The sequence below is a fragment of the Maribacter sp. UH1 genome (assembly GCF_056839145.1).
The window spans coordinates 1,627,537-1,653,555 of the sequence record NZ_CM166387.1; the positions used below are offsets into that span (position 1 = coordinate 1,627,537).

The window sequence follows — 26,019 nt, forward strand, 5'->3', positions numbered from 1 at the left end:
GCATATCTTTTTACAAGGATAAAATGAAAGGGAGTAATATTTTAGATACAAATAGATTAGAAACATTGATTTCTTTCGATATTATGGACACACGTCCTGAGGCTATCTATGACGAAATAACATCATTGGCCGCCTCTATCTGCAATTCTCCCACAAGCCTTATTTCATTACTTGATGACAAAAGGCAATTCTTTAAATCTCACCATGGTATTGACTATGATGAAACGCCTTTAAGCGAATCTTTTTGTAAATATATCATTGAAGACGATATAGATTTATTTATTGTTGAAGACACAGAAAACGATAAGCGCTTTGCCAATTATACCATAGTTAAAAATGATCCCAACATAAAATTCTACGCGGGCGCATCCTTAACCTCATCTAATGGTATGCGTTTGGGTACCTTATGCGTTCTTGATAATGTAACACGACAATTAGATGATGTACAAATAGATGGACTTAAGACTTTGGCTAAACAAGTTGTTCATCTTTTTGAACTTCGAAAAGCCAAAAAACTAGAATTAGACCAAAAATTAGATTTAGAGAGAAAAGGTAAACTTTTAGACAATATTGTATCTGCAACAGGTATAGGAATATGGGAGCGTAATCTTGCTAGTGACAGTTTAACTTTAAATGAACAGGGACTTAAAATATTTGATTTAGATGAGAATGTTCTAAAAAATTTTAAAACCAACGATTGGTTTAGCCGTATTCACCAAAATGACCTGCCACACGTAAAGAAAAAAATGCACGATTGCTTAAATTACCCTTCCGTTGGCTGTAATGTGCAATACAGACTTTTACAAAAAAACGGCAGCTATAAATGGATTTACGAAGAAGGTAAGGTACTGAAATGGAGTGACAACAAAGAACCTTTGTTAATGTACGGAACCATACAGGATGTTACTGAAAAGAAAAGATACACCACAGAGCTTGAAAGGATTAAAAATAACCAAGATGCAATGATCAACAGTACTAGGGATCTAATGTGGTCTATTGATCTTGATTTTAATCTTATTACTGCAAATACAGCATTTCATGATTTGGTTGAAAAAATTCAAGGGCATCCTTTCAAAGAAGGTGATCCTGTATTTTCTAATGCTGTACCAAAACAAGTAACCGACAAATGGAAATCATACTACAAAAGAGCACTAAACAACGGTAGGTTTTCAGTAAAACAAAAAATTCAAAACCCGAAAAAGTTTTGGACCACTTACGGCCTTACCTCTTTTGACCTCATGTATAATAAAGAAGGTGAAACAATTGGTATTACCTGTTTTTCAAAAGATATAACCTCAGAGGTATTATCTCAACAAGTACTGATCAGTGCTAAAGAAGAGATGCAAAAAATAATGGATACTTCATTAGATATTATTTGCACGCTTGATGAGGAAGGATACTTTTTAAGTGTTAACCAAGCCAGTAAAGCCATTTGGGGGTATCATCCTAAAGACATTATTGGCACTAATCATATTGAACTTGTTCATGAAGATGACAGGCCAGACACAAAAAATTCTGCCGCCGCTGTTTCTTCTGGAGAAAAAGTGGTGAATTTTGAAAATAGGTATATTCATAAAGACGGGCACGTAATACCCATGCTTTGGTCATCTAATTGGGATGAAAAAGAAGGTGTTTACTACTGCATTGCAAGAGATAATACCGAAAAGAAAAAATCTGAACTACAATTAGAGAACAGCGAACGCCGGTTTAAAACGTTAGTGCAAGAAAGTAGTGATATTATTTCTATTCTAGATTTAGAAGGTAATTTTACATATGTAAGTCCCAGTATAATAAAAGTACTAGGCGCCAATCCAGAAATGTATATTGGCACGAATGCGTTTGATTATATTCACGCAAATGATCTAGAACGGGTAAAAGAAAAATTTATCTCAATAAAGGACAGAGATTCTGTTGAAATAGATTCCTTTAGGTTCAGAGACGTTAACGGTGAATGGAAATGGTTTGAAAATATTATAACCAACCAACTTAACGAACCATCAATAAACGGGATAGTTGTAACTACCCGAGATATTACCGCAAAGAAAAAGGCTGAACAGCAATTAGAAAATAGCGAACGTCGGTATAAAACTTTAGTTCAAGAAGGCAGTGATATGATCTGTATTATTGACGAAAAAGCAAATTTCTCATATGCCAGTCCTACCTCTACAAAGGTTTTAGAAATTACACCAGAAGAATTTGTTGGCACTAATGCTTTCGATTATGTTCATCCAGACGACCATGATACTGTATATAATGAATTCATAAAAATTTTAGATAGTCCACAAGTAAATATCAAACCATTTAGGTTTAAGCATGGTGCCGGTCATTGGGTCTGGTTAGAAACCGCTATAACCAACAAAATTGATGAACCCACAATTAATGGTATAGTTGTGAATTCTAAAGATGTGACTACCAAAGTGCAACACTTAAAGGCAATAGAGGAGCAAAATGCTCAGCTTAAAAAAATAGCATGGACTCAATCTCATATTGTAAGAGCTCCTGTTGCTAGATTAATGGGCTTAGTAGATTTACTAAGAGATGATAAAGAGAAATTAAAGCCAAAAGAAAGAGAACAAGTTCTTAACTTTATAATCACTTCAGCAGATGAAATTGATTTTGTTATAAAAGACATTGTTGAAAATACCATTAATGCTATTGATATAGAAGATATTAAATGAATTACCAAATATTACTAATTGAGGACGATCCTATTTTTACTTTTTTACTCGAAAAAGGTATTAAACATGCCGATTTAAAGGGTGATACAGTTAATTTTTCTAATGGAAAACCTGCAATAGAATTTTTAAAAAACGAATATTCAGACCAGAAAAACTACATCATTTTTCTCGATCTTAATATGCCCGTAATGAACGGTTGGGAATTTATGGATCAGCTAGAATCTTTTGCTTCTACAGATAACTGTATGGTTTTTATCCTTACATCTTCTGCATATAGAAATGATATAGAAAAGCTAAAGAAAAAACCCCTAGTAGTAGATTTTGTTACCAAACCTATTACAGAATTTTTATTAAAAGGAATAAAAGAAAGTATAGATGATAAGTTTGAACAAAACCAGACCATCTAACCCACATTTCAATAATTAAAATATTGTAGATTCATACATGAAATAGCTTCATTATCTTAGCTAAAAATCTAAGTATGCGCTATCTCTTTATTCTATTATTCTGTGGACTACAATCGGTTCAACTATTTGCACAGACAAATTCTTACACTATCTCTTTTGAGAATGCCCAACATCATGAGGCAAATATATCTGCTACATTTCCAAAAGTGTCATCAGATACATTATCCCTGAGAATGAGCAGAACCTCGCCTGGTAGGTATGCACTACATGAATTTGCTAAAAACGTATATAACTTTAAAGCTATAGACAGTAAAGGAAACCATCTGAAAGTCACAAGAACCAACCCGTACGAATGGAACGTTTTTGGACATGATGGCACCGTTAAAATCTCTTATACCCTTTTTGCCAATAGAGGTGATGGCACCTATTCGCAAATAGACGAAACCCATGCGCATTTAAATATACCGGCTACATTTATGTACGCACCTTCTCTTAAAGACAGAAAAATAGAAGTAGATTTTAACACAAGAGATGATCTTAAGTGGAAGATAGCTACGCAATTACCTAAAGTTAAGGACAATACCTACAGCGCGCCTAATCTATATTATTTTATGGATAGCCCAACAGAACTGAGCAACCATAAGGTTCGCGAATTCACTGTAGACGGTCAAATCATAAAATTAGCTTTGCACGACCCTGGTACCGAAGAAGAAGCTGATCAATATTTTGAGAAAGTAAAAAAAGTTGTTCTAGCTGAAAAGAAGGTTTTTGGTGAACTACCTACATTTGATTATGGATCTTATACCTTTTTAGCCTGCTATATACCAAATGCTTCTGGTGATGGTATGGAGCATAGAAACTCTACCATTTTAACTAGCACTAGGACTTTGGCAAATGGAGGCATGGATGGTAATATCGGCACCGTATCCCATGAATTTTTTCATAGTTGGAATGTTGAACGTATTAGACCAAAATCTTTAGAACCTTTTAATTTTGAAGAAGCCAACATGAGTGGTGAGCTTTGGTTTGCAGAAGGTTTTACCAGCTACTATACCAATCTCATACTTTGTAGAGCAGGATTAATTACACCTAAAAAATATGTAGAGGGATTAGCCGGTACTTTCAACTATGTATGGAATTCACCCGCCAGACAATTTTTTAATCCAATTGAAATGAGCTACCAAGCTCCTTTTGTAGATGCGGCAACCTCTGTAGACCCTGTAAACAGAGAGAATACTTTTATTTCCTATTATTCCTATGGTAGTGTACTTGGTTTAGCCCTAGACCTTTCTTTAAGAGAGCGCGATTTAAATTTAGATGATTTTATGAACCTTGTGTGGACTACCTACGGGAGATCTGAAAATTCATATACCGTTGAAAACTTGAATAAAACTTTGAACACGTACGCTGGCGAAGATTTTGGCAATAACTTCTTTAATAACTTCATCTACAAAAGCGAAATGCCAAGCTATGCCGAACTATTTAAAACTGTTGGGGTAAGTTTATCTCAAAACAAAGAGGCTGCTTATTTTGGCGCTGCTGTATCTATAACAGACGATTTAAACGGTAAAATTAGAAGCAATACCAAAATCGGGAGTCCTGCTTATTTTGCCGGGCTAGATAAAGGCGATATCATTACCGCTATCAATGGAGATAAATTCCCCAACGGTATTCAGTTCAACAAGTTCATAGAAAATAAATTTAAACCAAATGACAAGCTTTTACTAAGCTTTTTACGAAATGGATTGGAAAGAAAAACCGAAGTCACATTGACCGCTGACCCTAACTACACTATTAGCTTGATAGAGAAAAATGAGGAAGCTCCTTCAAAAAAAATATTAAAAGCCCGCAAAGCTTGGTTAAAAGTTGAGTAAATGAATTTGATATATACTACAGCCACAACAAATGAAGAATTAATACAGATTCTTTCTTTACAGCAGATGAATTTGAAATCTTCTGTTTCTGGCGATGAAATGGAAAAAGAAGGTTTCGTTACCGTACACCACACTTTAGATGTGCTTACTAGAATGAATAATGCTTGTCCGCATATTATTGCGAAAGATGGAAACAACGTAGTTGGCTACGCCCTTTCAATGACCGATGACTTTAAAGATGAAATCTCTGTTTTAAGACCTATGTTTACCGAATTAGAAAACGTAAAAATTCAAAATTTTATTACCATGGGGCAAATTTGTGTAGCTAAGACCCATAGAAGAATGGGGATTTTCCGCGGACTTTATAATGCTATGAAAATTGCTTCTTACCCAAAATACGATGCCATTATCACTGAAGTTGACGCAACTAACTCCCGTTCTCTTGGGGCACATTACGCCGTAGGATTCGAAAAAATTTGTACTTATAGTTCTTTAGGGCAGGATTGGGAATTGATTTCTTTGAGGACTGCTTGATTAAAACAAATTAAGTCTATGACTTAAAAGTTATAACTTAAAGTATTGTTAGATTAATCTGTAAAAGGAATTACGAATGTAAATGATTTGTTTGGCGTGAAAATTAATGCAAATGCAAATGACTTGGAAAAGAAAAATGCAATTGATGCTATTAACAGATTCTTAAACTAAGATGAATTATGAAGTATATTGGAATAGGCGAAGGTTCATTAGGTTGGCAATTCTATTGTAGCCAAGAAGAAACTGCTCGTTTACAATTAGATGTCCATTTATTAAGAAATAGAGAAAGGTGGGAAAACCCAGAACCTATTCAGTTGTATGTAGACACTAATGTTCCAGATCATGAACAATTAGACTTTAATGAACCCATATTGCGTAATACCATGCTATGGTCTAGCGGTGGCGGAAGTCGCAAATGGCATAAAGCTGCCTTTACGCCATTTACAAGAGGTATATGTTTAAGTGACGAATTGTTTAAAATTTTAAATGATTTTACTTTAACGGAAGATCAATTCTTAGAATTGAAAGTGGGCAATTATCAAAAAAAGACCGAAAATAAATATTGGTTATTTTATCCTATTAAACAATGGAACTACCCACATCTAAGTATTGAGAATTCAGTATTTAAAAAAGTGAATAAAAATAATAAAGATGACATAACATTCATAAAAGCATTACCATATGATGAGTTACTTGAGATAAAAAAAGCCAACCACAAGAATTATGAATTTATCCCTTCTGTTTTAAGCTTAAACAAAGGCTATGATTTCTTATATGACGGTTACACGTTTATTGTATCCGAACGATTAAGAAATGCCATAGAAGAAGCTGGCATGACAGATGTTACCTTTTATGATTTGGATTATGAGGTTATCATTAAAAAAGAAAATTGAGGTTTAAAACCCCTGCCTACTATAGCAGAAAAAAAACATTAACTTAATAATCCTGTATATTAAAAAAATATCATTGTTATCGAGAACAAACTAAGGTCGCTAGCACAAGCATTAAGCTACCAATACTTTACGATATGCAGTTTATAAAAGATATAAATTTCTAATGATGGCATCACTTACTGATAAAAAAAAGGAACTTTTTAAGGTTTGCAAACCTTGGTTTAATGGTAAAGGATTTATTTTTCAAAGCAAAAGACCTGTATCTTTTATAAAGGAGAATGAGGAGATTATTGTTCGGCTTGGATTTACATTTACTTTAAGTAGCAACACACATTCAGGAACCGTTTTTCATATTGGGTTTAAGAAAGTCGAAAATATCATAGTAGAAATCGGATTACCAAATCGTGACTTATCAAAAATAGCGCTTGGTGATGATTATCTAGATACTGTTTTTGATAATGATTTTGTTGACTACTACAAGCAAATAAAATTAAATGTAGACCTTTCCTCAATCGAGGGTTTCCGCCAATGGGGCCACTTAATTGTGGATTACGCCGAAGGTCCTGGTCAGGCTTTTATAGATACCTACTCCTACCTGCCCAATGTACTAAAGGAAATGGACCGCTTAGAGGCAGAAGGAAAAAACACGAATGAAATTTTAGTAGGGTTAGCAGATCGAAGATTTAGAGGTTTGATTATTTTCAAACTTTGTTCTGACCCTAATTTTGAAGAAAAGGTAGCCTCTCGTGATGAGATTTTTTATAACGTGCCTCAACTAAAAGATTGGATACCATATTACAATAAGCTAAAAGAGCGCCTTAAAACAGTAGAGCCTCTTTACCCATATTACAAAAGTGTGTAAAATATAAGATTTTGTTGCCAAACGCTATAGCAAGCGTCATGCTCTTACATCTATAACAGTAAGAATTTGAACACGTAATTAAGATTCAAATTTAATCTATACCTCTCTGTAGTTTTACTGATAAGGAAAGATAACAGAAATCATTTTTTTATTTTTATTATTGTTATTCGATAATTTTTATATATTTGTTATCGTTAAACAATAATTATATTATGAAAAATCTTCTTTCTGCACTCAAATGGCTTATTAATTTTTTAATTTTTTCCGTACTAATATCTATAATTATAAACTTAGGTGAATTATCAAAATACGTTCTTACAAAATTTGATTTGCTTGAATATTCCGGTGAAGAAAATAACTGGATACTAATGCTTTTAATTCCTTTACTAACTGTTTTATTACAAGGTTATATATTCTGGCTTCTTTTGAAATTTAGAAAAGTAATACCCGAATTTAAAACGGATACAATATTTACAGAGAATAATAGTGCTATTTTTAGAAAGGTCGGTAACGGACTTATAATCTATTCTGTATTAATTTTCTTTATAAGGTTAATAGAAAAATCCTTTGAAATAACTTTAGAATATGGTGTTTCTGCTTCATATACCTTAGGCAAAAATTTTGGAACGGCACTAAGCGAAAGAATATCACTTTTAGTAATAGCTATTTTTCTACTTATTATAGCCAGATTGATAAAAGAAGGTTATCAGCTAAAGAATGAAAACGACCTAACCATATAACTATGAGTATCGTCGTAAACTTAAACACCGTATTAGCAGAGCGAAATTTGAAAAGCAAAGAGCTAGCCGAAATGATCGGTATAACCGAAGCTAACCTTTCTATTCTAAAATCAGGTAAAGCTAAAGCCATTCGTTTTTCTACACTAGAGGCTATTTGTAAAGCTTTAGATTGTCAGCCTGCAGATATTTTAGCATATGAAAAGGAATAAAAAAAGGCTACACTTTTCAGTGTAGCCTTTAAAACCTATTACGTATTCTACTTACTAATCTGCAAGTACAATTACTTTATTATTCTTAAGCTCAATAGTACCGCTAGAAATCTGTAATACTGTACTACCGCTAGCATCTTTAGTAAACTTAGAGGCATATTCTTCATCTAAAGAAATATTACCTGAAATCTTAACCTTACCTTCTTGTAACAATGATACAATTGGGGCGTGGTCTTTTAACATTTGAAACTCACCATTTATACCTGGTACCGTTACCGAAGTTACTTCGCCTGCAAATAATGTTGCTTCTGGTGATACAATTTCTAAATACATATTTTTTCAGTATTCAGTAATCAGTGCTTAGTAATCTTTTGCAAAATGCAAACTGCTACCGCCAACTGTTTACTAGATTTAAGCTTCAGTCAACATTTTTTCACCAGCTTCAATAGCCTCTTCGATCGTACCTTTAAGGTTAAAAGCAGATTCTGGCAAGTGATCTAATTCACCATCCATAATCATATTAAATCCTTTGATAGTCTCTTTAATATCAACTAACACACCTTTAAGACCTGTAAATTGTTCTGCTACGTGGAAAGGTTGAGATAAGAAACGTTGTACACGTCTTGCTCTACCTACGGCAGATTTATCTTCTTCAGATAATTCTTCCATACCTAAGATGGCAATAATATCTTGAAGTTCTTTATATCGTTGTAAAAGCTCTTTTACTCTTTGTGCACAAGCATAATGCTCATCTCCTAAAATTTCAGCTGTTAAAATTCTTGATGTAGAATCTAATGGATCTACCGCTGGGTAAATACCCAACTCGGCAATTTTACGAGACAATACCGTTGTTGCATCTAAGTGAGCAAAAGTTGTTGCCGGTGCTGGATCCGTTAAATCATCCGCAGGTACGTAAACCGCCTGTACAGATGTAATAGAACCTCTTTTTGTTGATGTAATACGCTCTTGCATAGCACCCATCTCTGTTGCCAATGTTGGTTGGTAACCTACCGCAGATGGCATACGGCCCAATAGTGCCGATACCTCTGAACCCGCTTGTGTAAAACGGAAAATGTTATCTACGAAGAAAAGTACATCTTTACCTTGACCTTCACCTGCTCCATCACGGAAATATTCAGCAATTGTTAAACCTGAAAGGGCAACTCTAGCACGTGCTCCTGGTGGCTCGTTCATTTGTCCAAAAACGAAAGTCGCTTTTGAACCTTTCATTGCTTCTTTATCAACTTTGGTAAGATCCCATCCGCCTTCTTCCATAGAATGCATGAAATCATCACCATATTTTATAATACCTGATTCTAACATCTCACGAAGTAAATCATTTCCTTCACGAGTTCTTTCACCAACACCTGCGAATACAGAAAGACCACCATGACCTTTTGCAATGTTGTTGATCAATTCTTGAATCAATACCGTTTTACCTACACCAGCACCACCAAATAATCCAATTTTACCACCTTTTGCATAAGGCTCGATCAAATCGATTACTTTAATACCTGTAAATAAAACTTCTGTAGAAGTTGAAAGATCTTCGAATTTTGGTGCTTCCCTATGTATAGGAAGACCATCTTTACCTGCTTTAGGCAAATCACCTAAACCATCAATAGCATCACCGATAACATTGAACAAACGACCATATACGTCATCACCTACCGGCATTTGTATCGCACTACCTGTAGCAACTACTTCTACACCTCTGCTTAAACCATCAGTAGAATCCATAGAGATGGTTCTTACTGTGTTTTCACCAACATGAGACTGTACTTCTAATACTAAAACCGACTTATCCTTGTTTACAATTTCTAAGGAATCATAGATTCTAGGAAGATCAGCACCTGACTGAAATTCTACATCAACCACGGGTCCAATGATTTGCGAAACTTTACCTGTAACTTTTGACATTACTTATATGTTTATTTAATACGTTTAATATAACCTGAAAAATGCTCTCATTTTCAGGCTGCAAAGATATAGTTTTCAATTTTAAAGAAAAATAGTTTTTTTCCTTTTTTACAAAAGTAAAAAGGTGCCCTTAAAGCACCTTTTAAATCTTACTATTTTATATCCCTTTATTGTAGTGTAGCCGGGTAGTTTGTAGGGTAATCTCCCACATTCAACAAACTACCTGATTCCTCAAAATTAGAGCCATAAGTAGCATCAATTGCTATCATAAACTCATTTGCTAGTAACGCATAACCTCTAGCAGTAGGGTGAATACCATCTAAAGAAAAGGCACCACCTGTAACCAGATTTGATTGTAAAGTGAAATCACCGCTAGTAATACCACCATTAGCTAATTGATTTAACAAGGTATTTGCATCTACTAAAGCCAAACCTGCCTGGCTAGCTGTTGCTGCAATAATTTGATTAAATGCTTCTGTTGCTACAGCAATTTCTTGTTGTTCCGTAGGTATTAAAACCCATTTGTCTTCTAACGGAAGTGTTATTCCTTCCACTGAAAACTGACCAGCTAAGGCTTGTGGCAAACCTGCAGCCATTAATGTACCAACAGATTCTACATTAACCGTTCCTATAACCGAGGCACTTGGCAAAACGAATAAATCATCTGCAGTTGCTTCCCTTGATTGACCATACGTACTACCTAATAAACCGGCAACCAATGGTGCAGCTTGTGCAGGTAAGCCAAATGATTCTACAAATGCAGGGAAAGTTGGACTAGCACCTAACACTGCAGCAATTTCAGCAGATAAATCTGGTAAGGTTTCATCTTTAATAATGACCTCACTAGCAGCTGTACTTGAAAATTCAATGGAACGTTCTGAAGCTGAAATAGCAGGATTAACACTTTCTAAATATGCATAAACCTGATTCAACTGACCAAATATTCCGTTTAAAGTAGCTATCTGAGCACCAAATGATTCATCAGTAGGATCTAAAGGATTATGTGGTACCGTAGTAAAATGAGGAACATCTGTTACGTTAGGAATATTGGCAACTACACCTTGAGCCCCACCTGCAGTTAACGTTGCAATCAATGCTCCATAACTACCATCAAAACCTTGACCTGGTGCACCTGATACAGGTGTAATAGGATCTGAACCGTCACCGCCAGTTGTAGCATACCCCAATACATCATTATTACCGATCCATAAAGAGAAAAAACTAGGTGATTGAGCAACCGCCATTTCCAACACACTAATATCTGGTGTTGTACCCGTCATTCTTACAAAATAAGGATTAGCAAGACCTAATTGTACATTACCAATATTTCCATATCCAGGGGCTAGTAAGTGAAAACTCTTAGCGCCAGGTACACCTAAATTGTTAAAAGGTCCTGTTGGGTTGTTCAACGCAATATCAGTTGTAACCGTTACATCACCAATCAAAGATTCTAAAGATACCGGACCTGCACCACCAAAGACCAATCTTGGACTTTGAATTCTTGTACCCGCAAGTGCCAAGCCACCAATATTATCATTGGTAAGCGGTTGGGTAAATGTACCGCCACCGGCTAGACTAAATTTCTGAGATAATAAATTAGGTAAAGACAAGGTCTGACTTGCTTGAAACAATGCGCCATCTGTAAAACCTGCCGTTAACGAATTTCCTAAAGAAACATAATTAGAGAAATCTGCCGAACCAGCGGTTAGTGCCGGTAATTCTTCTACCATTTCTTCTGGATCAAGATCCACATCTTCAGGGTCATTACAAGCCGTAAAGGCCAAGATACCTAAAGAAATATATAAATATTTTAAGTTTTTCATTTCAACTTTTGATTTTAATTAGTTGTTAATAGTCCAAGATAAGTAGTACATAGAACCTATGAATCCTGTACCGAATGCCGTATAATATTCTTTATTAGTAAGGTTTGTACCTCCTAATTTGAAAGAAGATTTAATACTTGGCACATCGTAATTAATTTGAGCATCTACCACGTGGAATTCTGGAATTACTCCATTACCAAAAGTAGCTTCCCAGTAATAGTCATCACTAAATCTGTATGATACATTGAATCCAAAATTTTCAAATAATTCTTTGTTACCAAAAGAAGCCTTGAACTTGTGTTCTGGTGTGTTGAAATTCAACATTACATCTGGATTTGCCTCGCGGTCAAAATCTAACTTTGTAAACGTATAACTACCTCCTAAATCAAAATTACCAAACACTTTCATATCCAAACCTAAAGATGCACCATAAGAATTTACATTAGCATCGGTATTTGTATAAGCGCTATATGCTTGAAAATCTCCATTTGCAATCGCAGCTACTGAAAGTCCGCCATCACCAACTTCCCCGTAGAAAGGAGCAATAACCACTTCTTGAGATATGAAATCTTGATAGCTATTATAATAAGTACTAAAATCTATAACAAGTTTATCCACCTTACCTCTATAACCAATTTCAAAAGAGGTTACTTTTTCAGGTTTGATCAAGTCAGGATTTGAAACTTCTAATACTGCAGGATTTCCTGTTTCTCCTAATTCTGTAACAGAAGCTGCAGAATAAGAATTAGTATAAGCAGCAGCACCAGTTTGTGTAACTTCTGAAGGTTGACCTAAAAGCTGACCACTAGCACTTACTTCATAATCTCTAGTATAACGATCTAAATTATCTTCTGCAGATCCTACCAAAATAGCCCTTCCTGCATTTAAACCGATAAATAAATCCTGGGTAGTAGGGTTTCTAAATCCTGTTTGCGCAGAAGCTCTAATATTATGATTTCTATTTAAGGTATAACCAGCAGACAATCTAGGAGAGAAAAAACCATCAAATAATTCTGATTTGTCATATCTAATAGACCCTGTAAGCTTTAAACTTTTATCACCTTCAAAAGGCAATGTCTTTTGAACTTGAGAATAAACACCAAATTCAGAATATCTAATTGGACCGTCAAAATCTGTATAAATAGTACCAGAAGAATTTAAATCATATTCTCTAAACGACCCACCTACTTGTATTTCTGCCCAATCTATAAGATGACTAAAGTTATAGTTACCATCTGCATGGTAGTATTTTGAAGCATCTTGAAACTTAGACCCTGTAGATAAATCTGGATCATTTACACTCCTTGTAAATGCAGCTTCAAATTCTGGTGTGCCCGGCAAAAATCTACCAGATTCCGCTTGAGCTCTTGCTGCAGCATGAGCTTGCTCATCAGTAGCACCAGATAATGTAGCCTGCACATATGTACCTGTATATTCACCAAACCATGTATTATCATCTTTCCAAGCTCTATTGATATTAATACCCGTAAATACCATATCATAAGAATCACCTGATTTATCACCTACCATATAACCTCTTACAAAAAAGTTATCGTTTCTTATTTCAAGTTTATGTTGCTCTTGAAAGAAGCCTTTAATATTATACCTGTTAGTACCTTGATATATGGTGTTACCAGTACCTACTTTACCAACATAAGAAAGCTCTAAACTATTATCTTCAATAGGTCTATAGTATAACCCCCAATCAGCCTTTATACTTTCTGCATTATAATTGGTAAGATCACTTTCATTATAGCCCGTTCTACTTACAATTTCAGATGGTACCAAGGCATTTGCACCAGAAGGCAAAATACCTAAACCTTCCAAGGTAAGTGCTACCTCTTTAATATTAGTAGAAACCTCATCACCATAAACATTTACACCATCATAATTTAAATTAGCTCTTGTTCCACCTGGTGTTATTTTATCATCCGTATTATTAGCTGCCCAATCCGTTCCTTTTAAATAACCGAAATTTACTTTCACAGCAAATTTATCACTGAACTTATGTGCCGCTCTTATACCAAAATCGGTATATGAGTTATCACCAGCAGCCTGTTGTGAAGTAATACCTTGTTTTATAGATACACTAATGCCTTCATAATCAAACGGGCTCTTACTACGCATAAATAAAATCCCGTTAAAAGCATTTGCACCATACAATGCAGAAGATGCACCAGGCAACAATTCTACACTTTGTACATCAGTTTCAACCATACCTACCAAGTTACCAATAGGAAAGTTCAACGCCGGTGTAGAATTATCCATACCATCAACAAGTTGCATAAAACGGGTATTAGCAAAAGATGCAAAACCTCTTGTATTTACTGACTTAAAGGTTAAACTGTTCGTATTTACATCAACCCCTTTCAAGTTTTCCAATCCGCCATAAAAATCAGCTGCGGTAGTATTCTTAATTTCTGAAATACCTATCCTCTCTACAGTAACCGGAGATTCGAAAATACGCTCTGGAGTTCTAGAAGCAGAAATAACAACTTCATCTAAAAAGGTTTGCGATTCATTTAAGGTTATTGTGATTTTTTGGTTTGCACTAGTAACACTTTCAGTAGTACTTGTATATCCAATACTGGACACCTCTATCTTAAAAGGTGGCACCTCGGATGTAGCCAAATTAAAATTACCATCGAAATCTGTTACTGTTCCAATGGTTTTGCCAACAATTACAATATTGGCCCCTGGGATGGGCGCGTTGTTCTGGTCAACAACATTACCATTGATATTGGTTTGGGAGTACCCTAAAGTACCCACAATCATCAATGCTAAAAGAAGTATTGCTCTCATTCTTAATCAAAGTTTAAAATTAGTTGAGGGTTAAGATACAGATTATTTCACATGGATAATAGTAATTTGAAAAAAATTATGCACGCATAGTATTATTTTAATAATTAAATGATTCATTTATTGGGATATACGCAATTAACTTTTAAATAACATAATGTAAAAAATATATCCAAAATCCACCAATCCTTTATAAAAAGGAGATTTTATGTGCACATTATTTTAATTTTACCCACTAAAAAAGGGACATGAAATGAATCATGTCCCTTTTATATCTCTATAAAATATTTTATCTACTCAACAGTAACCGATTTGGCAAGGTTTCTAGGTTGATCTACATTACAACCTCTCATAACTGCAATATGATATGAAAGTAATTGCAAAGGAATTGTCGTTAATAACGGAGTTAAGCTTTCTAAAGTTTCAGGAACTTCAATGACGTGATCCGCTAAATCCTTCACCTGCTCATCACCTTCTGTAACTATTGCAATAATTTTCCCTTTTCTGGATTTAATCTCCTGAATGTTACTTACCACCTTTTCATAATGCCCTTTTTTAGTCGCAATTACAAAAACCGGCATTTGTTCATCAATCAATGCAATAGGACCATGCTTCATTTCAGCTGCCGGATATCCTTCTGCATGAATGTAACTTATCTCTTTTAATTTAAGTGCTCCTTCCAATGCTACCGGAAAGTTGTATCCCCTCCCTAAATAAAGACAGTTAGTTGAATCTTTATAAACATCTGCTATAATTTCTATTAGCGTATTAGATTCCAAAGATTTTTCTACTTTACTAGGAATAGTTTCTAGTTCGGATAAATATTCGCGATATTTTGTTTCCGAGAAAACACCTTTTGCTTTCGCTAATTTCAACGCCATTAACGTCAAAACAGTAATTTGAGTCGTAAAAGCTTTCGTAGAAGCTACTCCTATTTCTGGTCCTGCATGCGTATAAGCTCCAGCATCCGTTTCCCTTGCAATAGAAGAACCTACTACATTACAAACACCAAATACAAAAGCTCCTTTTTCTTTCGCTAATTTAATAGCTGCCAAAGTATCTGCAGTTTCACCAGATTGTGAAATTGCAATTAAAACATCTTTATCTGTAATAACAGGGTTTCTGTATCTAAATTCCGATGCATATTCTACTTCTACAGGAATTCTTGCCAAATCCTCAAAAATATACTCAGCAACTAAACCGGCATGCCATGAAGTACCACATGCAACAATAATAATTCTATTGGCGTTTAAGAATTTTTCCATGTTAAGGTCAATCCCCGCCATTCTAATTAAACCTTGATCTGCCAATAAACGACCTCTATATGTATCTTTTATAGCTCTAGGTTGTTCATAAATCTCTTTTAACATAAAGTGATCATAACCACCTTTCTCAATTTCTTCAAGATTCATTTGAAGCTCTAAAATTCTTGGATAAGCTACCGCATCATCCTTAATTTTTCTAAGCTTAATTTCTTTTCCTAATCTAATAATTGCCATTTCTTCATCTTCAAGATAAACAGCATTATTTGTAAATTCTATAAATGGCGAAGCATCCGAAGCTATAAAAAATTCTTCCTCACCAATACCAATAGCTAAAGGACTACCTAATTTAGCAACCACAATTTCATCTGGTTTTTCCTTATCAAAAACAGCAATTGCATATGCCCCTACTACTTGATTAAGTGCAATCTGTACCGCCTTGCCTAGCTTAACATCTTCGGTTTTCTTTACCTCTTCAATAAGATTGATCAACACCTCAGTATCCGTATCTGAATGAAAAACATATCCACGTTTAGTCAACTCTTGCTTAATGGCCTCATAATTTTCAATGATACCATTATGTATAATAACAAGGTTTCCAGAATTGGAATAATGAGGATGTGAGTTAACATCATTAGGTACACCATGTGTTGCCCAACGTGTATGACCAATACCTATACTACCCGCCTGAGATATTTCTTTTGCTTTATTTTTTAAATCCTCAACCTTACCTTTTGTTTTAGCAAGATTGATCTGGTTACCATCGTATAATGCAATACCTGCACTATCATAACCACGATATTCTAATCTCTGAAGTCCTTTTATAACAATAGGAAAAGCTTCCCTATGACCTATGTAACCAACAATTCCGCACATATTACTGTATCTATTTGAAAAAAATTAAATTAAAATCTTTTAGCTCAACAAATAAGCTTCAAGATTTATGCCATTTAGATTATACAACGTTAATAATGTAGAAGTGGTATGTCATCAATTGAATAAATGACGAAAACCACTATTTAATGGTTTACTGAGCTTTGGTATAAGATATTTCTAATTTTAACCTTTTGTCATAATCAGGATCAGTAGCATCTATATTACTACCAAACAAAATAGTACCCAAAGGAGTAACCGTTGACGTTATAGGTAATTCTTCTTCACCATCAGCAACTTTTGCATCTGCAATATTCCAATTTTGAATATTTGTCGATAGTGTTAAACCCAAAGTTGCATTTGTAGAATCTCTTACGATCATATTATTTATATGTTCTGTAATTTTCACCGAATACTGAACTCCTTTCCCGTTAGATTTCTCTATTACTCCATCATAATCAGGATAAAATGCAAATAAGTTTGGAGTTCCAGATACCGCCAATGCCACATCTGTAGATGTATTTATTAAAGGAAACTTATTCTCTGCATTATATAAATATAATCTAGGAGGCTCTAAAGTACTACCTACAGCATCCAACTGATCTCTATCTATATAGAAAACCAAATTAGCTTCATTAATTACCCAATTCTCACTTTTAATTTGTTCAATAATACTTTCACCTCCGTCTTCTTCAAATAAATTGATTTCAGCATAAGTACCAGGTCCTCCTTTTAAATATATCCTAGAAGCATTTTCACTAGTGTCTAAATTTTGAAGAATTTGAGGACCGTAGTTTTCAGTTACAATGGTATTTACAGCATTACCGGAAACAATACCACTTGTACTCTGTGATAAAAAAGAAAAAATAAAATCTTTTTCTAAAATGTTATTAGGATTATCGTCACTAGTATCATCAGTAGTACTATTAGTATCATAGTTGGTGTAACTATAAGTCATAGTAATATTGGAACTATTTAAATTGAACATAAAAAGCACATCATTACCAGATTCATCTTCAATTGAAAAATGAAGACCCCTGATAAATTCAGTAAAATTAGCTTGACTAACTAACTCTGAACTTCCTTCCTTGTCTAATATATTAGTTTGAAAAAACTCAGTATCCAATGCCACTCTAATACCTGGCTGTAATTTTGTGAAAGTTTGAGACTCATCAACATCTTCCGTAGAGTCGTCATCTTCATTCTGAATTAAGATTTCTTCATCAATAATCTCAACTACACCTTCAAACAAAGGATCACCTGTTACAAAATCAGGAGAGAACACTTGATTTGAATAATACTGTTGTGCTTCTTGAAAGCTAGCATTTGGGTCTAAATCACGTAAGAAAAAAGTTGAACGTTCTACCTTTAAATTAAAGGAAGGTAATGGAGTTTTGGCTACATCATCATAATTTATACCATTGATGTATATACTATCTAATTCAACTTTTTCCGCAAAATTATCAGAAAAAATGGTTGAACCATCAAGATCATTAATACCATCACGATCCTCATCAACACTAGAACCATCCAAAGGATCTGTATTAGATGCCGTCTCTATAATATTAGAAACACCATCACCATCATTGTCATTACTACTATCGTCTGGGTCAAGATCAAATTCATCTACAACACCATCACCATCAGTATCCAACGAACTAGCATTTGTCAAAAATGGTATATAAAGATAAACTTCTTTAATAGTTTCATTTTCTTGAACCGTAGTTATTGCCTCATCTGTAGTACCAGCTCTATCCTCCTTTTCTTGAGAAAAACTACCAAAAGATGGGTTAGCCGTACTTAAATAGACTTGTGAAGTTACAGAAGCCTCTGTTTTACCATAAACAGGGTCATTATATGTACCTATTTGATAAATATCAAGTTTATTGGTCTGAACCGCCTCAATGTTCTTGTTAAATGCAAAAACATCATATACTTCCGTACCGGTGGTAAAAGGCTCGTTACCAACAACACCAGAACCTACAGTTGTTAAATCTTGCTCGCAAGAAACCAAAAAAACCAATATCAAAAACAACCCTAAAAAATTAGGGACAGCGGACTTAGCAATAAAATTCATTCAGATTATTTTAAAACTTCGGTGTTATAAAAATTAGCATACGCCTCTTCAAACTCTTGAACAGGTACATATGGCAACACTGGTTTTTCTTGGCTAGAAATATGGTTTTCTAATTCTTCTGGTATTTCCTCCGAGGCTAAAATAACAGCATCAGAATAATCAACAGCCACCTTTAACAAATTATTATAGGTAGGCTCACCTAAAGATGCAATTTCTTCTTCTGGAATACCATCAAAAGAAATTCTCTTGATCATATCCTTATCCAAAGAACCTTCAAAAGTTTTACCATACACAGATAACACTATTTTACTGTCAGCAAATAAGGGCTCATCAGCATAGTATTTCTTTAAATACAATGGCAATAAACTTGCCATCCATCCATGAACATGAATAATATCTGGTGACCAATTTAATTTTTTAACAGTCTCCATAACTCCCTTTGCAAAAAATATTGCACGTTGGTCGTTATCTGGAAAGAGGTTTCCTTGTTTATCAGTAAAGGTAGCCTTACGCTTAAAGTATTCTTCGTTATCGATAAAGTAAACTTGAATTCTCTCTTTTGGAATTGACGCCACTTTAATGATCAATGGCATATCCATATCATTAATGACCAAGTTCATACCTGATAGTCTAATTACTTCGTGTAATTGATGCCTTCTCTCATTAATGTTCCCGTATCTAGGCATGAAAATCCTGATCTGACCACCATTGCTGTTGACCATTCTAGGTGCTTCATAAGACATTAGGGAAACTTCGTTTTCGGGTAAGTAAGGAACTAATTCAGAAGATACAAATAATATCTTTTTACCATTCATAAAGGTTATATTTTATTTTTCACTGGAACGCAACTGCAAAATTACAAAAAATATAGAGATTAGCAGTAATTATAGTAAGTTTGCTCGCTAATGAACTTTTCAATGCCGGTAATAAAGACCAAAACCAAGCTCAAAGAAGAACTTAATAAGTTAAGTAACAAATTAGACTTAGGTCTTGTACCCACTATGGGCGCACTTCACGAAGGGCACGCATCGCTTATTAAAAAAGCGGTTGAGCAAAATAAGAATGTTGTGGTAAGTATTTTTGTCAACCCTACACAATTCAATAACAAGGAAGATTTAGACAAATACCCAAAAACGATAGATGCCGACATACAATTGATTTCTGCGATTTCTGATAACATTATCATATTCACTCCGGAAGTCTCTGAGATATATCCAGATATTATTGTTCCAAAAATTTATGATTTTGAAGGATTGGACAAAGTTATGGAAGGCGAATTCAGAGATGACCATTTTAACGGTGTTGGTACTATTGTTGAAGAGTTGCTAAATGTGGTACAACCTTCAAAAGCTTATTTTGGAGAAAAAGATTTTCAACAATTACGCATTATTCAAAAACTTACCGAAATACAGCATATACCTGTAGAAATAATAGGTTGCGAAATTGTTAGGGAAGACCATGGTTTGGCAATGAGCTCCAGAAACGAAAGGTTAAGTAAAAACATACGACAAAAAGCAGCATTTATTTACGAAACACTAAAGACTGCCAAAAATAAATTTGGCACGGAAAATGCATTAAATGTTAAAGATTGGGTGATTAATCAATTTGAAAACAACCTTGATTTTCAATTAGAATATTTTGACATTACCGATGTTGAAACATTGACCCCAATGAAGAATAAAATAAACAATGTAAAATACAGGGCGTTTATTGCCGTTTATGTGGAAGACGTAAGACTAATAGATAATATAGCCCTTAATTAAAATAAGATATGCAAATAGAAGTAGTTAAATCAAAAATACACCGTGTAAAAGTTACTGGTGCCGATCTAAATTATGTTGGCAGCATTACTATCGATGAAGATTTAATGGATGCCGCAAATTTTATTCGTGGCGAAAAGGTTCAGATTGTCAACAACAATAATGGAGAAAGATTAGAAACCTATATCATTCCCGGTCCAAGAAAAAGCGGAGAGATTACTTTAAATGGCGCAGCGGCTAGAAAGGTAGCCGTAGGCGATATTTTAATTTTAATTTCTTATACTTGGATGGATATTGAAGATGCAAAGAAATTTAATCCTTCATTGGTTTTCCCTAATGAAGCTAACAACCTTTTAACTTAACGTTGACTACTTCGCTAAAAAAAAATCTTAAGATCATACTCCCAATTGCATTGGGAGTTTTTTTAGTTTGGTACTCTTACAATTCAACTACACCAGAAAATAGAAAACAAATAATTTTCTACATAAAAGAAGCCAATCCACTTTATGTTTCCCTTTCTATTTTACTAGGTATTTTAGGGCATATTTCTAGAGCGATTAGATGGAATTATCTTCTTGAACCACTAGGCTACAAGCCAAAACTCGTTAATAACATTCTTATCATCCTAACATCTTATTTTGCCAATTTAGGTATTCCAAGAACAGGTGAAATATTAAGGGCCACAGCACTGACTACTTATGAAAATGTACCTTTTGAAAAAGGTTTTGGCACCATTGTAACAGAAAGGGTTATTGATGTAATTATGCTTCTTCTAGTAGTAACCATTGCATTTTTACTACAAACAGATGTAATTATGGGCATTCTCCAGGAACGTGGTTTCAATGCAACCGGACTCATATTTCTTGGATTGGGTGGAGTAGCTTTATTCTTTGTTTTTATTTTTATCATAAAAAAATCTAAGAATGCATTTGCCCTAAAAATTAAAACATTTATAAAAGGACTTCTTGACGGAGTGTTCAGTATTTTTAAAATGAAAAATAAATGGCTGTTTATTTTTCATACTTTCTTTATCTGGGGATGCTATATCGGCATGCTATGGATTATAAAATTTACGGTTCCAGAAACCATATCACTAACGCTTAGCCAACTCTTGGTAGCCTTTGTGGCTGGGGCTTTCGCCATGGCAACCACCAACGGCGGCATAGGTCTTTACCCTATTGCAGTGAGTGGCGCTCTTGCCATCTTTGGAATAAGTGCAGTATCTGGGGATGCCTTTGGTTGGATTATATGGATAGCCCAGACGCTAATGATAGTTGTTTTTGGTGCAATATCTTTTCTTTTATTACCGTTATTGAACCGTGGTAAATAGTTACTTTCAACTTATAATTATTTTTTATGCGCTATGTATCTTTAGTATTCGCACTTTTATTTGGGATAACTTCCTATTCTCAAGTGACTCAAGAAATCTTCGAATCTTTTAAACTTCAAGAACGAAGAGATGTAAACTACTACTTTCCAGAAAACATGGATGAAACCAAAAAGTACCCTTTGATCATTGTACTTGACGGTGATTATCTTTTTGAACAAGTAGTGGCAAATTCAAAATTCTACAGTCGTTTTCATGGAATGCCACAAAGTATAGTTGTAGGTATCAACCAAAGTGAAAATGATCTTAGATATGAAGATTGTGCATTTGACCCAGATAGCGGACTCCCTTCTGAAAAAGGTAAAAGCTTTTATGAGTTTATTGGCATGGAACTTATTCCCTATCTAGATCTCAACTATAGTACTGCGCCATTTAAAATGATCGTTGGATATGATATTACCGCTAGTTTCATGAACTATTGGTTGTTTAAGGATAATTCTATATTTGATGGTTATGTAAGTATCTCACCTACTCTTGCACCAGAGATGGAAAGTAGAGTACCTATGAGATTAGGTATCATTGAAGATCAAATTTTCTACCAACTTATTGTTGAAGGCGAAGCTAGCAATGACAAGCAACGAATTCTAACAATGGACAAGGAACTTAAAGCCATTAAAAAAGAATCTTTACATTATTTCTTTGATGAATATTCTAATGCAGATCATATTTCTGTTGCTACCTATGGCATTGGAAAAGCGTTTGATAATATTTTTGGAATGTTCAAACCTATTAGTCCAAAGGAATACAAAACTCAAATACTAACTAGTGAAGAGCCGGTCTATGACTATTTAGAAAATAAATACCAAGGTATTGTAGACATGTTCGGTTTTAGCAAGCCTGTTGAATTAAACGACATTATGGCAATATATGCGGCATCTAGAAAGAAAGAAGATTTTGAGTCGTTAAAACCTTTATCTGACTTGTGTAAAAAAGAATACCCCCAAACTATGTTAGGTTTTTATTTTGAAGCTGAGTATTACGAACAACTTGGTGAACCTAAAAAAGCATTAAGAACATTTGAAAAGTCATTTCAAATGGAAGAAATAGATTTTTTAACTAAAGAAATGGCCCTTGAAAAAATGGATGCACTGAAAGCCGATTTCGGTTTTTAAAGATTATAATATTAAATAAACGGCTAGTCCCAAATTAGCCTAACCTACTTAATTATGATTAAAATTGACGCAATGTACTTCGTATTCTCCGGAGTGCTCTTTACTTACTTTGGACTCAAAGGAGAGTTCATTTTAGCCTATAACGGTATTGCCCTATTTATGGCGTGGGCATCATTTTTCCTCGCCTTTAGTGCTTTTAAAAAAGAGAAGTCCGGTGAAAATTAAACCATATTTTCATTCTTAAACTCTATCATTTCAAACTTCTTGCTACCTTTAGCTTTTTCGATAAAAGCTAAAGATGGCCAAAACTAAAACTGCATTTTTTTGTCAAAATTGTGGAACTCAATATGCCAAATGGGTAGGACAATGCTCTGCCTGTAAACAATGGAACACCGTTGTTGAAGAGGTGGTACAAAAAGAAGAGAAGACTAGTTGGAAAACTCCTACCCAAACCACTAAAAGAGTTTCTAAACCTCTTTTGGTGAATGAAATCAGTATTGAGAAAGAAGTTCGCCTAAATACTTTTGACCTTGAATTCAATAGAGTTCTGGGTGGCGGCTTAGTTCCTGGTGCATTGGTACTTCTAGGCGGCGAACCTGGTGTTGGAAAAAGCACCCTACTTCTTCAAATAGCATTAAAATTACCTTATAAAACGCTTTATGTTTCTGGTGAAGAAAGCCAAAAGCAAATTAAAATGCGTGCCGATAGAATTCACCCAAATAGCCAAACCTGCTTTATTCTGACGGAAACTAAAACCCAAAACATTTTTAAACAAATAGAAGCAACGGAACCTGATATTGTTGTTATCGATTCTATACAAACACTTCACTCAGACTATATTGAATCTGCTGCAGGTAGTATTTCTCAAATACGAGAATGTACCGCCGAACTTATAAAATTTGCAAAAGAAACCAATACACCCGTTATATTGATTGGGCACATTACTAAAGACGGATCCATTGCAGGACCAAAAATTCTAGAACATATGGTGGATACCGTTCTTCAATTTGAAGGTGATCGCAATTATGTATATCGTATTTTGAGGTCATTAAAAAATAGATTTGGATCAACTGCAGAACTTGGTATTTACGAAATGCAAGGTAGTGGATTGCGCGAAGTCAACAATCCATCTGAGGTATTGATTTCCAAAAATGACGACGGCTTAAGTGGTACTGCAATTGCCTCTACCGTAGAAGGTATGCGACCCCTACTTATAGAAATTCAAGCACTAGTCAGTACAGCTGTTTATGGAACACCTCAACGTTCTACAACGGGCTATAACGCCAAAAGATTAAATATGCTATTGGCAGTGTTAGAAAAACGTGCAGGATTTAAACTGGGCGCTAAAGATGTTTTCCTGAATATAACCGGAGGCATATCTGTAGATGACCCGGCTATTGATTTGGCCGTCATTGCTGCTATTTTATCCAGTAATGAGGATATACCTATTGATAAAGGAATTTGCTTTGCTGCCGAAGTTGGACTTGCCGGAGAAATCAGACCCGTACAGCGCGTGGAGCAACGCATATTAGAAGCTGAAAAACTAGGTTATGACACCATCATAATTTCAAAAAGCAATAAAATAGGTCTGAAATCGACAAAAATTAAAATATTATTAGCGTCCAAAATAGAAGAGGTTACAAATAATTTATTTAGCTAGCGCTTATCTCGCATTATTCTAGCCAAAACCATAATAATTACAATCACTACTAAGATTAAGACTATTTGTCCAAAACCGACTTTTAAAATAATTAGGCTATCCATTCTAAGGCGCAGGATTAGGAATTGAATTATGAATGGCTTCTATTTCTTTCAAAACATCTTCAGATAAATCAATATCAATACTGCCAATATTTTCCTCTAACTGTCTTAGACCAGTAGCTCCAATAATTGTACTGGTCACAAAAGGTCTCGTATTTACGAATGCCAATGCCATTTGCGCTAAGGTAAGACCATTGGCTTGTGCCAAATCATAATATCTTTTAGTAGCCTCAACCGCTCTATCACCTATATATCTATTATATTGAGGAAACAAGCTTAACCTAGAGCCTTCTGGCATTCTATCTCCTAAATATTTGCCACTTAACGCCCCAAAACCCATTGGAGAGTATGCCAATAGACCTACTTGCTCTCTCATAGAGATTTCGGCCATGCCCACCTCAAACAATCTATTCAATAAACTATACGGATTTTGAACGGTTATGGTTCTTGGCAATGTTCCATGAACTTTACTTTCCTCTAAAAAGCGCATGGTTCCCCATGGTGTTTCATTTGAAATACCAACGTGCTTAATTTTTCCCTCACGTATTAAATCACGGAAGGTTTCTAAAACTTGATGAATATTATCTTCCCAATGATCAGATATATCATGCTTATAACCTCTTTGACCAAAATAATTGGTACTCCTATCCGGCCAATGTAATTGATACAAATCAATATAATCTGTTTGCAAACGCTGTAAACTTCCCTCTACAGCTTCAATAATAGATTCTCTAGTAAAACCGTTAGTACGAATAAACTTCGTCATTTCAGCTTTTCCGGCAATTTTGGAAGCTAGAACAATATCTTCTCTATTACCATTTTTCTTAAACCAATTACCAATAACCTTCTCTGTAGCGGCATATCTATCTTTATGTGCCGGGACAGGATACAACTCTGCCGTATCTAAAAAATTAACACCCTTATCTAGAGCATAATTGATTTGTTCATGACCTTCCTCTTCGGTATTTTGATTACCCCAGGTCATAGTACCCAAACATATTTTACTTACTTCAATATCTGTATGCGGTAAATTGGTATAGATCATTTA

The 26,019-nt window shown here is 34.6% G+C and carries 22 protein-coding genes; 14 read left to right on the plus strand and 8 right to left on the minus strand.

All coding sequences use genetic code 11. The features are described from left to right. Positions 1–23 precede the first annotated feature (23 nt). The 8 genes from UH1x_RS07115 to UH1x_RS07150 all read left to right on the plus strand — a co-directional run bounded on the left by UH1x_RS07115 (position 24) and on the right by UH1x_RS07150 (position 8,197). Positions 24–2,678, plus strand: a complete 2,655-nt coding sequence (locus UH1x_RS07115) for a PAS domain S-box protein (protein ID WP_482625941.1) — start codon at positions 24–26, stop codon at positions 2,676–2,678. After that, entirely contained in the window at positions 2,675–3,085 is a 411-nt protein-coding gene (locus UH1x_RS07120) for a response regulator (RefSeq protein WP_482625942.1), read from the plus strand. The genes UH1x_RS07115 and UH1x_RS07120 overlap by 4 nt, the downstream gene beginning before the upstream one ends. A 74-nt stretch (positions 3,086–3,159) precedes the next feature. After that, positions 3,160–4,959 (plus strand): M61 family metallopeptidase, encoded by a 1,800-nt coding sequence (locus UH1x_RS07125; RefSeq protein WP_482625943.1) that lies wholly within the window; start codon positions 3,160–3,162, stop codon positions 4,957–4,959. Beyond that, positions 4,960–5,493: a GNAT family N-acetyltransferase gene (locus UH1x_RS07130; RefSeq protein WP_482625944.1), complete on the plus strand. Its 534-nt coding sequence runs from the start codon at positions 4,960–4,962 to the stop codon at positions 5,491–5,493. A gap of 179 nt (positions 5,494–5,672) precedes the next feature. Beyond that, positions 5,673–6,386, plus strand: coding sequence for a hypothetical protein (locus UH1x_RS07135; protein WP_482625945.1), 714 nt, complete (start codon positions 5,673–5,675; stop codon positions 6,384–6,386). A gap of 166 nt (positions 6,387–6,552) precedes the next feature. Continuing rightward, positions 6,553–7,248 (plus strand): hypothetical protein, encoded by a 696-nt coding sequence (locus UH1x_RS07140; protein WP_482625946.1) that lies wholly within the window; start codon positions 6,553–6,555, stop codon positions 7,246–7,248. Between the two features lie 212 nt (positions 7,249–7,460). Next, entirely contained in the window at positions 7,461–7,988 is a 528-nt protein-coding gene (locus UH1x_RS07145) for a DUF2975 domain-containing protein (protein WP_482625947.1), read from the plus strand. 2 nt (positions 7,989–7,990) lie between these two features. Further along, positions 7,991–8,197 carry a helix-turn-helix domain-containing protein gene (locus UH1x_RS07150; protein WP_036157206.1) on the plus strand — a complete coding sequence of 69 codons (207 nt, stop codon included), beginning with the start codon at positions 7,991–7,993 and terminating at the stop codon, positions 8,195–8,197. Positions 8,198–8,251: 54 nt separating this feature from the next. Here the strand turns inward: UH1x_RS07150 and UH1x_RS07155 are convergent, their stop codons facing one another. From UH1x_RS07155 to UH1x_RS07185, 7 genes are all read right to left on the minus strand, one after another. Next, positions 8,252–8,530: a F0F1 ATP synthase subunit delta/epsilon gene (locus tag UH1x_RS07155; RefSeq protein ID WP_036157208.1), complete on the minus strand. Its 279-nt coding sequence runs from the start codon at positions 8,528–8,530 to the stop codon at positions 8,252–8,254. 78 nt (positions 8,531–8,608) lie between these two features. Further along, complete coding sequence (gene atpD / locus UH1x_RS07160; protein ID WP_036157210.1) at positions 8,609–10,117, minus strand: F0F1 ATP synthase subunit beta; 1,509 nt, start codon at positions 10,115–10,117, stop codon at positions 8,609–8,611. Positions 10,118–10,284: 167 nt separating this feature from the next. After that, positions 10,285–11,940: a G-D-S-L family lipolytic protein gene (locus UH1x_RS07165; protein ID WP_482625948.1), complete on the minus strand. Its 1,656-nt coding sequence runs from the start codon at positions 11,938–11,940 to the stop codon at positions 10,285–10,287. Between the two features lie 18 nt (positions 11,941–11,958). Next, the gene (locus tag UH1x_RS07170; RefSeq protein WP_482625949.1) at positions 11,959–14,742 is read right to left on the minus strand and encodes a TonB-dependent receptor; all 2,784 of its coding nucleotides are present in this window, start codon (positions 14,740–14,742) and stop codon (positions 11,959–11,961) included. A 290-nt stretch (positions 14,743–15,032) separates the two neighbouring features. After that, positions 15,033–16,877, minus strand: coding sequence for a glutamine--fructose-6-phosphate transaminase (isomerizing) (gene glmS / locus UH1x_RS07175; protein ID WP_482625950.1), 1,845 nt, complete (start codon positions 16,875–16,877; stop codon positions 15,033–15,035). A 151-nt stretch (positions 16,878–17,028) separates the two neighbouring features. Next, the gene (locus UH1x_RS07180) at positions 17,029–18,951 is read right to left on the minus strand and encodes a DUF4270 domain-containing protein (RefSeq protein WP_482625951.1); all 1,923 of its coding nucleotides are present in this window, start codon (positions 18,949–18,951) and stop codon (positions 17,029–17,031) included. Positions 18,952–18,956: 5 nt separating this feature from the next. Then, complete coding sequence (locus UH1x_RS07185) at positions 18,957–19,766, minus strand: glycogen/starch synthase (RefSeq protein WP_482625952.1); 810 nt, start codon at positions 19,764–19,766, stop codon at positions 18,957–18,959. A 102-nt stretch (positions 19,767–19,868) separates the two neighbouring features. On the opposite strand from UH1x_RS07185, the gene panC reads away from it, so the two are divergent. The 6 genes from panC (at position 19,869) to radA (ending at position 24,870) form a co-directional block, all read left to right on the plus strand. Then, the gene (panC, locus tag UH1x_RS07190; RefSeq protein WP_482625953.1) at positions 19,869–20,714 is read left to right on the plus strand and encodes a pantoate--beta-alanine ligase; all 846 of its coding nucleotides are present in this window, start codon (positions 19,869–19,871) and stop codon (positions 20,712–20,714) included. Positions 20,715–20,722: 8 nt separating this feature from the next. Continuing rightward, positions 20,723–21,073 (plus strand): aspartate 1-decarboxylase, encoded by a 351-nt coding sequence (panD, locus tag UH1x_RS07195; protein WP_036157224.1) that lies wholly within the window; start codon positions 20,723–20,725, stop codon positions 21,071–21,073. Between the two features lie 2 nt (positions 21,074–21,075). Further along, entirely contained in the window at positions 21,076–22,041 is a 966-nt protein-coding gene (locus tag UH1x_RS07200) for a lysylphosphatidylglycerol synthase transmembrane domain-containing protein (RefSeq protein WP_482625954.1), read from the plus strand. 26 nt (positions 22,042–22,067) lie between these two features. After that, the gene (locus UH1x_RS07205) at positions 22,068–23,210 is read left to right on the plus strand and encodes an alpha/beta hydrolase (RefSeq protein ID WP_482625955.1); all 1,143 of its coding nucleotides are present in this window, start codon (positions 22,068–22,070) and stop codon (positions 23,208–23,210) included. Between the two features lie 54 nt (positions 23,211–23,264). Next, positions 23,265–23,435 (plus strand): hypothetical protein, encoded by a 171-nt coding sequence (locus tag UH1x_RS07210; protein ID WP_405412247.1) that lies wholly within the window; start codon positions 23,265–23,267, stop codon positions 23,433–23,435. Between the two features lie 73 nt (positions 23,436–23,508). After that, complete coding sequence (gene radA / locus UH1x_RS07215) at positions 23,509–24,870, plus strand: DNA repair protein RadA (protein ID WP_482625956.1); 1,362 nt, start codon at positions 23,509–23,511, stop codon at positions 24,868–24,870. Positions 24,871–24,975: 105 nt separating this feature from the next. Here radA and UH1x_RS07220 read toward each other — a convergent pair whose 3' ends face one another. Then, positions 24,976–26,016 carry an aldo/keto reductase gene (locus UH1x_RS07220; protein ID WP_482625957.1) on the minus strand — a complete coding sequence of 347 codons (1,041 nt, stop codon included), beginning with the start codon at positions 26,014–26,016 and terminating at the stop codon, positions 24,976–24,978. Between the last annotated feature and the right edge of the window lie 3 nt (positions 26,017–26,019).

What these genes read in the sequence shown, in the direction of transcription:
- UH1x_RS07115 (WP_482625941.1), top strand. Translation starts at nt 24, where the DNA reads ATGAAAGGGAGTAATATTTTAGATACAAATAGATTAGAAACATTGATT.
- UH1x_RS07120 (WP_482625942.1), top strand. Translation starts at nt 2,675, where the DNA reads ATGAATTACCAAATATTACTAATTGAGGACGATCCTATTTTTACTTTT.
- UH1x_RS07125 (WP_482625943.1), top strand. Translation starts at nt 3,160, where the DNA reads ATGCGCTATCTCTTTATTCTATTATTCTGTGGACTACAATCGGTTCAA.
- UH1x_RS07130 (WP_482625944.1), top strand. Translation starts at nt 4,960, where the DNA reads ATGAATTTGATATATACTACAGCCACAACAAATGAAGAATTAATACAG.
- UH1x_RS07135 (WP_482625945.1), top strand. Translation starts at nt 5,673, where the DNA reads ATGAAGTATATTGGAATAGGCGAAGGTTCATTAGGTTGGCAATTCTAT.
- UH1x_RS07140 (WP_482625946.1), top strand. Translation starts at nt 6,553, where the DNA reads ATGGCATCACTTACTGATAAAAAAAAGGAACTTTTTAAGGTTTGCAAA.
- UH1x_RS07145 (WP_482625947.1), top strand. Translation starts at nt 7,461, where the DNA reads ATGAAAAATCTTCTTTCTGCACTCAAATGGCTTATTAATTTTTTAATT.
- UH1x_RS07150 (WP_036157206.1), top strand. Translation starts at nt 7,991, where the DNA reads ATGAGTATCGTCGTAAACTTAAACACCGTATTAGCAGAGCGAAATTTG.
- UH1x_RS07155 (WP_036157208.1), bottom strand. Translation starts at nt 8,530, where the DNA reads ATGTATTTAGAAATTGTATCACCAGAAGCAACATTATTTGCAGGCGAA.
- atpD (WP_036157210.1), bottom strand. Translation starts at nt 10,117, where the DNA reads ATGTCAAAAGTTACAGGTAAAGTTTCGCAAATCATTGGACCCGTGGTT.
- UH1x_RS07165 (WP_482625948.1), bottom strand. Translation starts at nt 11,940, where the DNA reads ATGAAAAACTTAAAATATTTATATATTTCTTTAGGTATCTTGGCCTTT.
- UH1x_RS07170 (WP_482625949.1), bottom strand. Translation starts at nt 14,742, where the DNA reads ATGAGAGCAATACTTCTTTTAGCATTGATGATTGTGGGTACTTTAGGG.
- glmS (WP_482625950.1), bottom strand. Translation starts at nt 16,877, where the DNA reads ATGTGCGGAATTGTTGGTTACATAGGTCATAGGGAAGCTTTTCCTATT.
- UH1x_RS07180 (WP_482625951.1), bottom strand. Translation starts at nt 18,951, where the DNA reads ATGAATTTTATTGCTAAGTCCGCTGTCCCTAATTTTTTAGGGTTGTTT.
- UH1x_RS07185 (WP_482625952.1), bottom strand. Translation starts at nt 19,766, where the DNA reads ATGAATGGTAAAAAGATATTATTTGTATCTTCTGAATTAGTTCCTTAC.
- panC (WP_482625953.1), top strand. Translation starts at nt 19,869, where the DNA reads ATGCCGGTAATAAAGACCAAAACCAAGCTCAAAGAAGAACTTAATAAG.
- panD (WP_036157224.1), top strand. Translation starts at nt 20,723, where the DNA reads ATGCAAATAGAAGTAGTTAAATCAAAAATACACCGTGTAAAAGTTACT.
- UH1x_RS07205 (WP_482625955.1), top strand. Translation starts at nt 22,068, where the DNA reads ATGCGCTATGTATCTTTAGTATTCGCACTTTTATTTGGGATAACTTCC.
- UH1x_RS07210 (WP_405412247.1), top strand. Translation starts at nt 23,265, where the DNA reads ATGATTAAAATTGACGCAATGTACTTCGTATTCTCCGGAGTGCTCTTT.
- radA (WP_482625956.1), top strand. Translation starts at nt 23,509, where the DNA reads ATGGCCAAAACTAAAACTGCATTTTTTTGTCAAAATTGTGGAACTCAA.
- UH1x_RS07220 (WP_482625957.1), bottom strand. Translation starts at nt 26,016, where the DNA reads ATGATCTATACCAATTTACCGCATACAGATATTGAAGTAAGTAAAATA.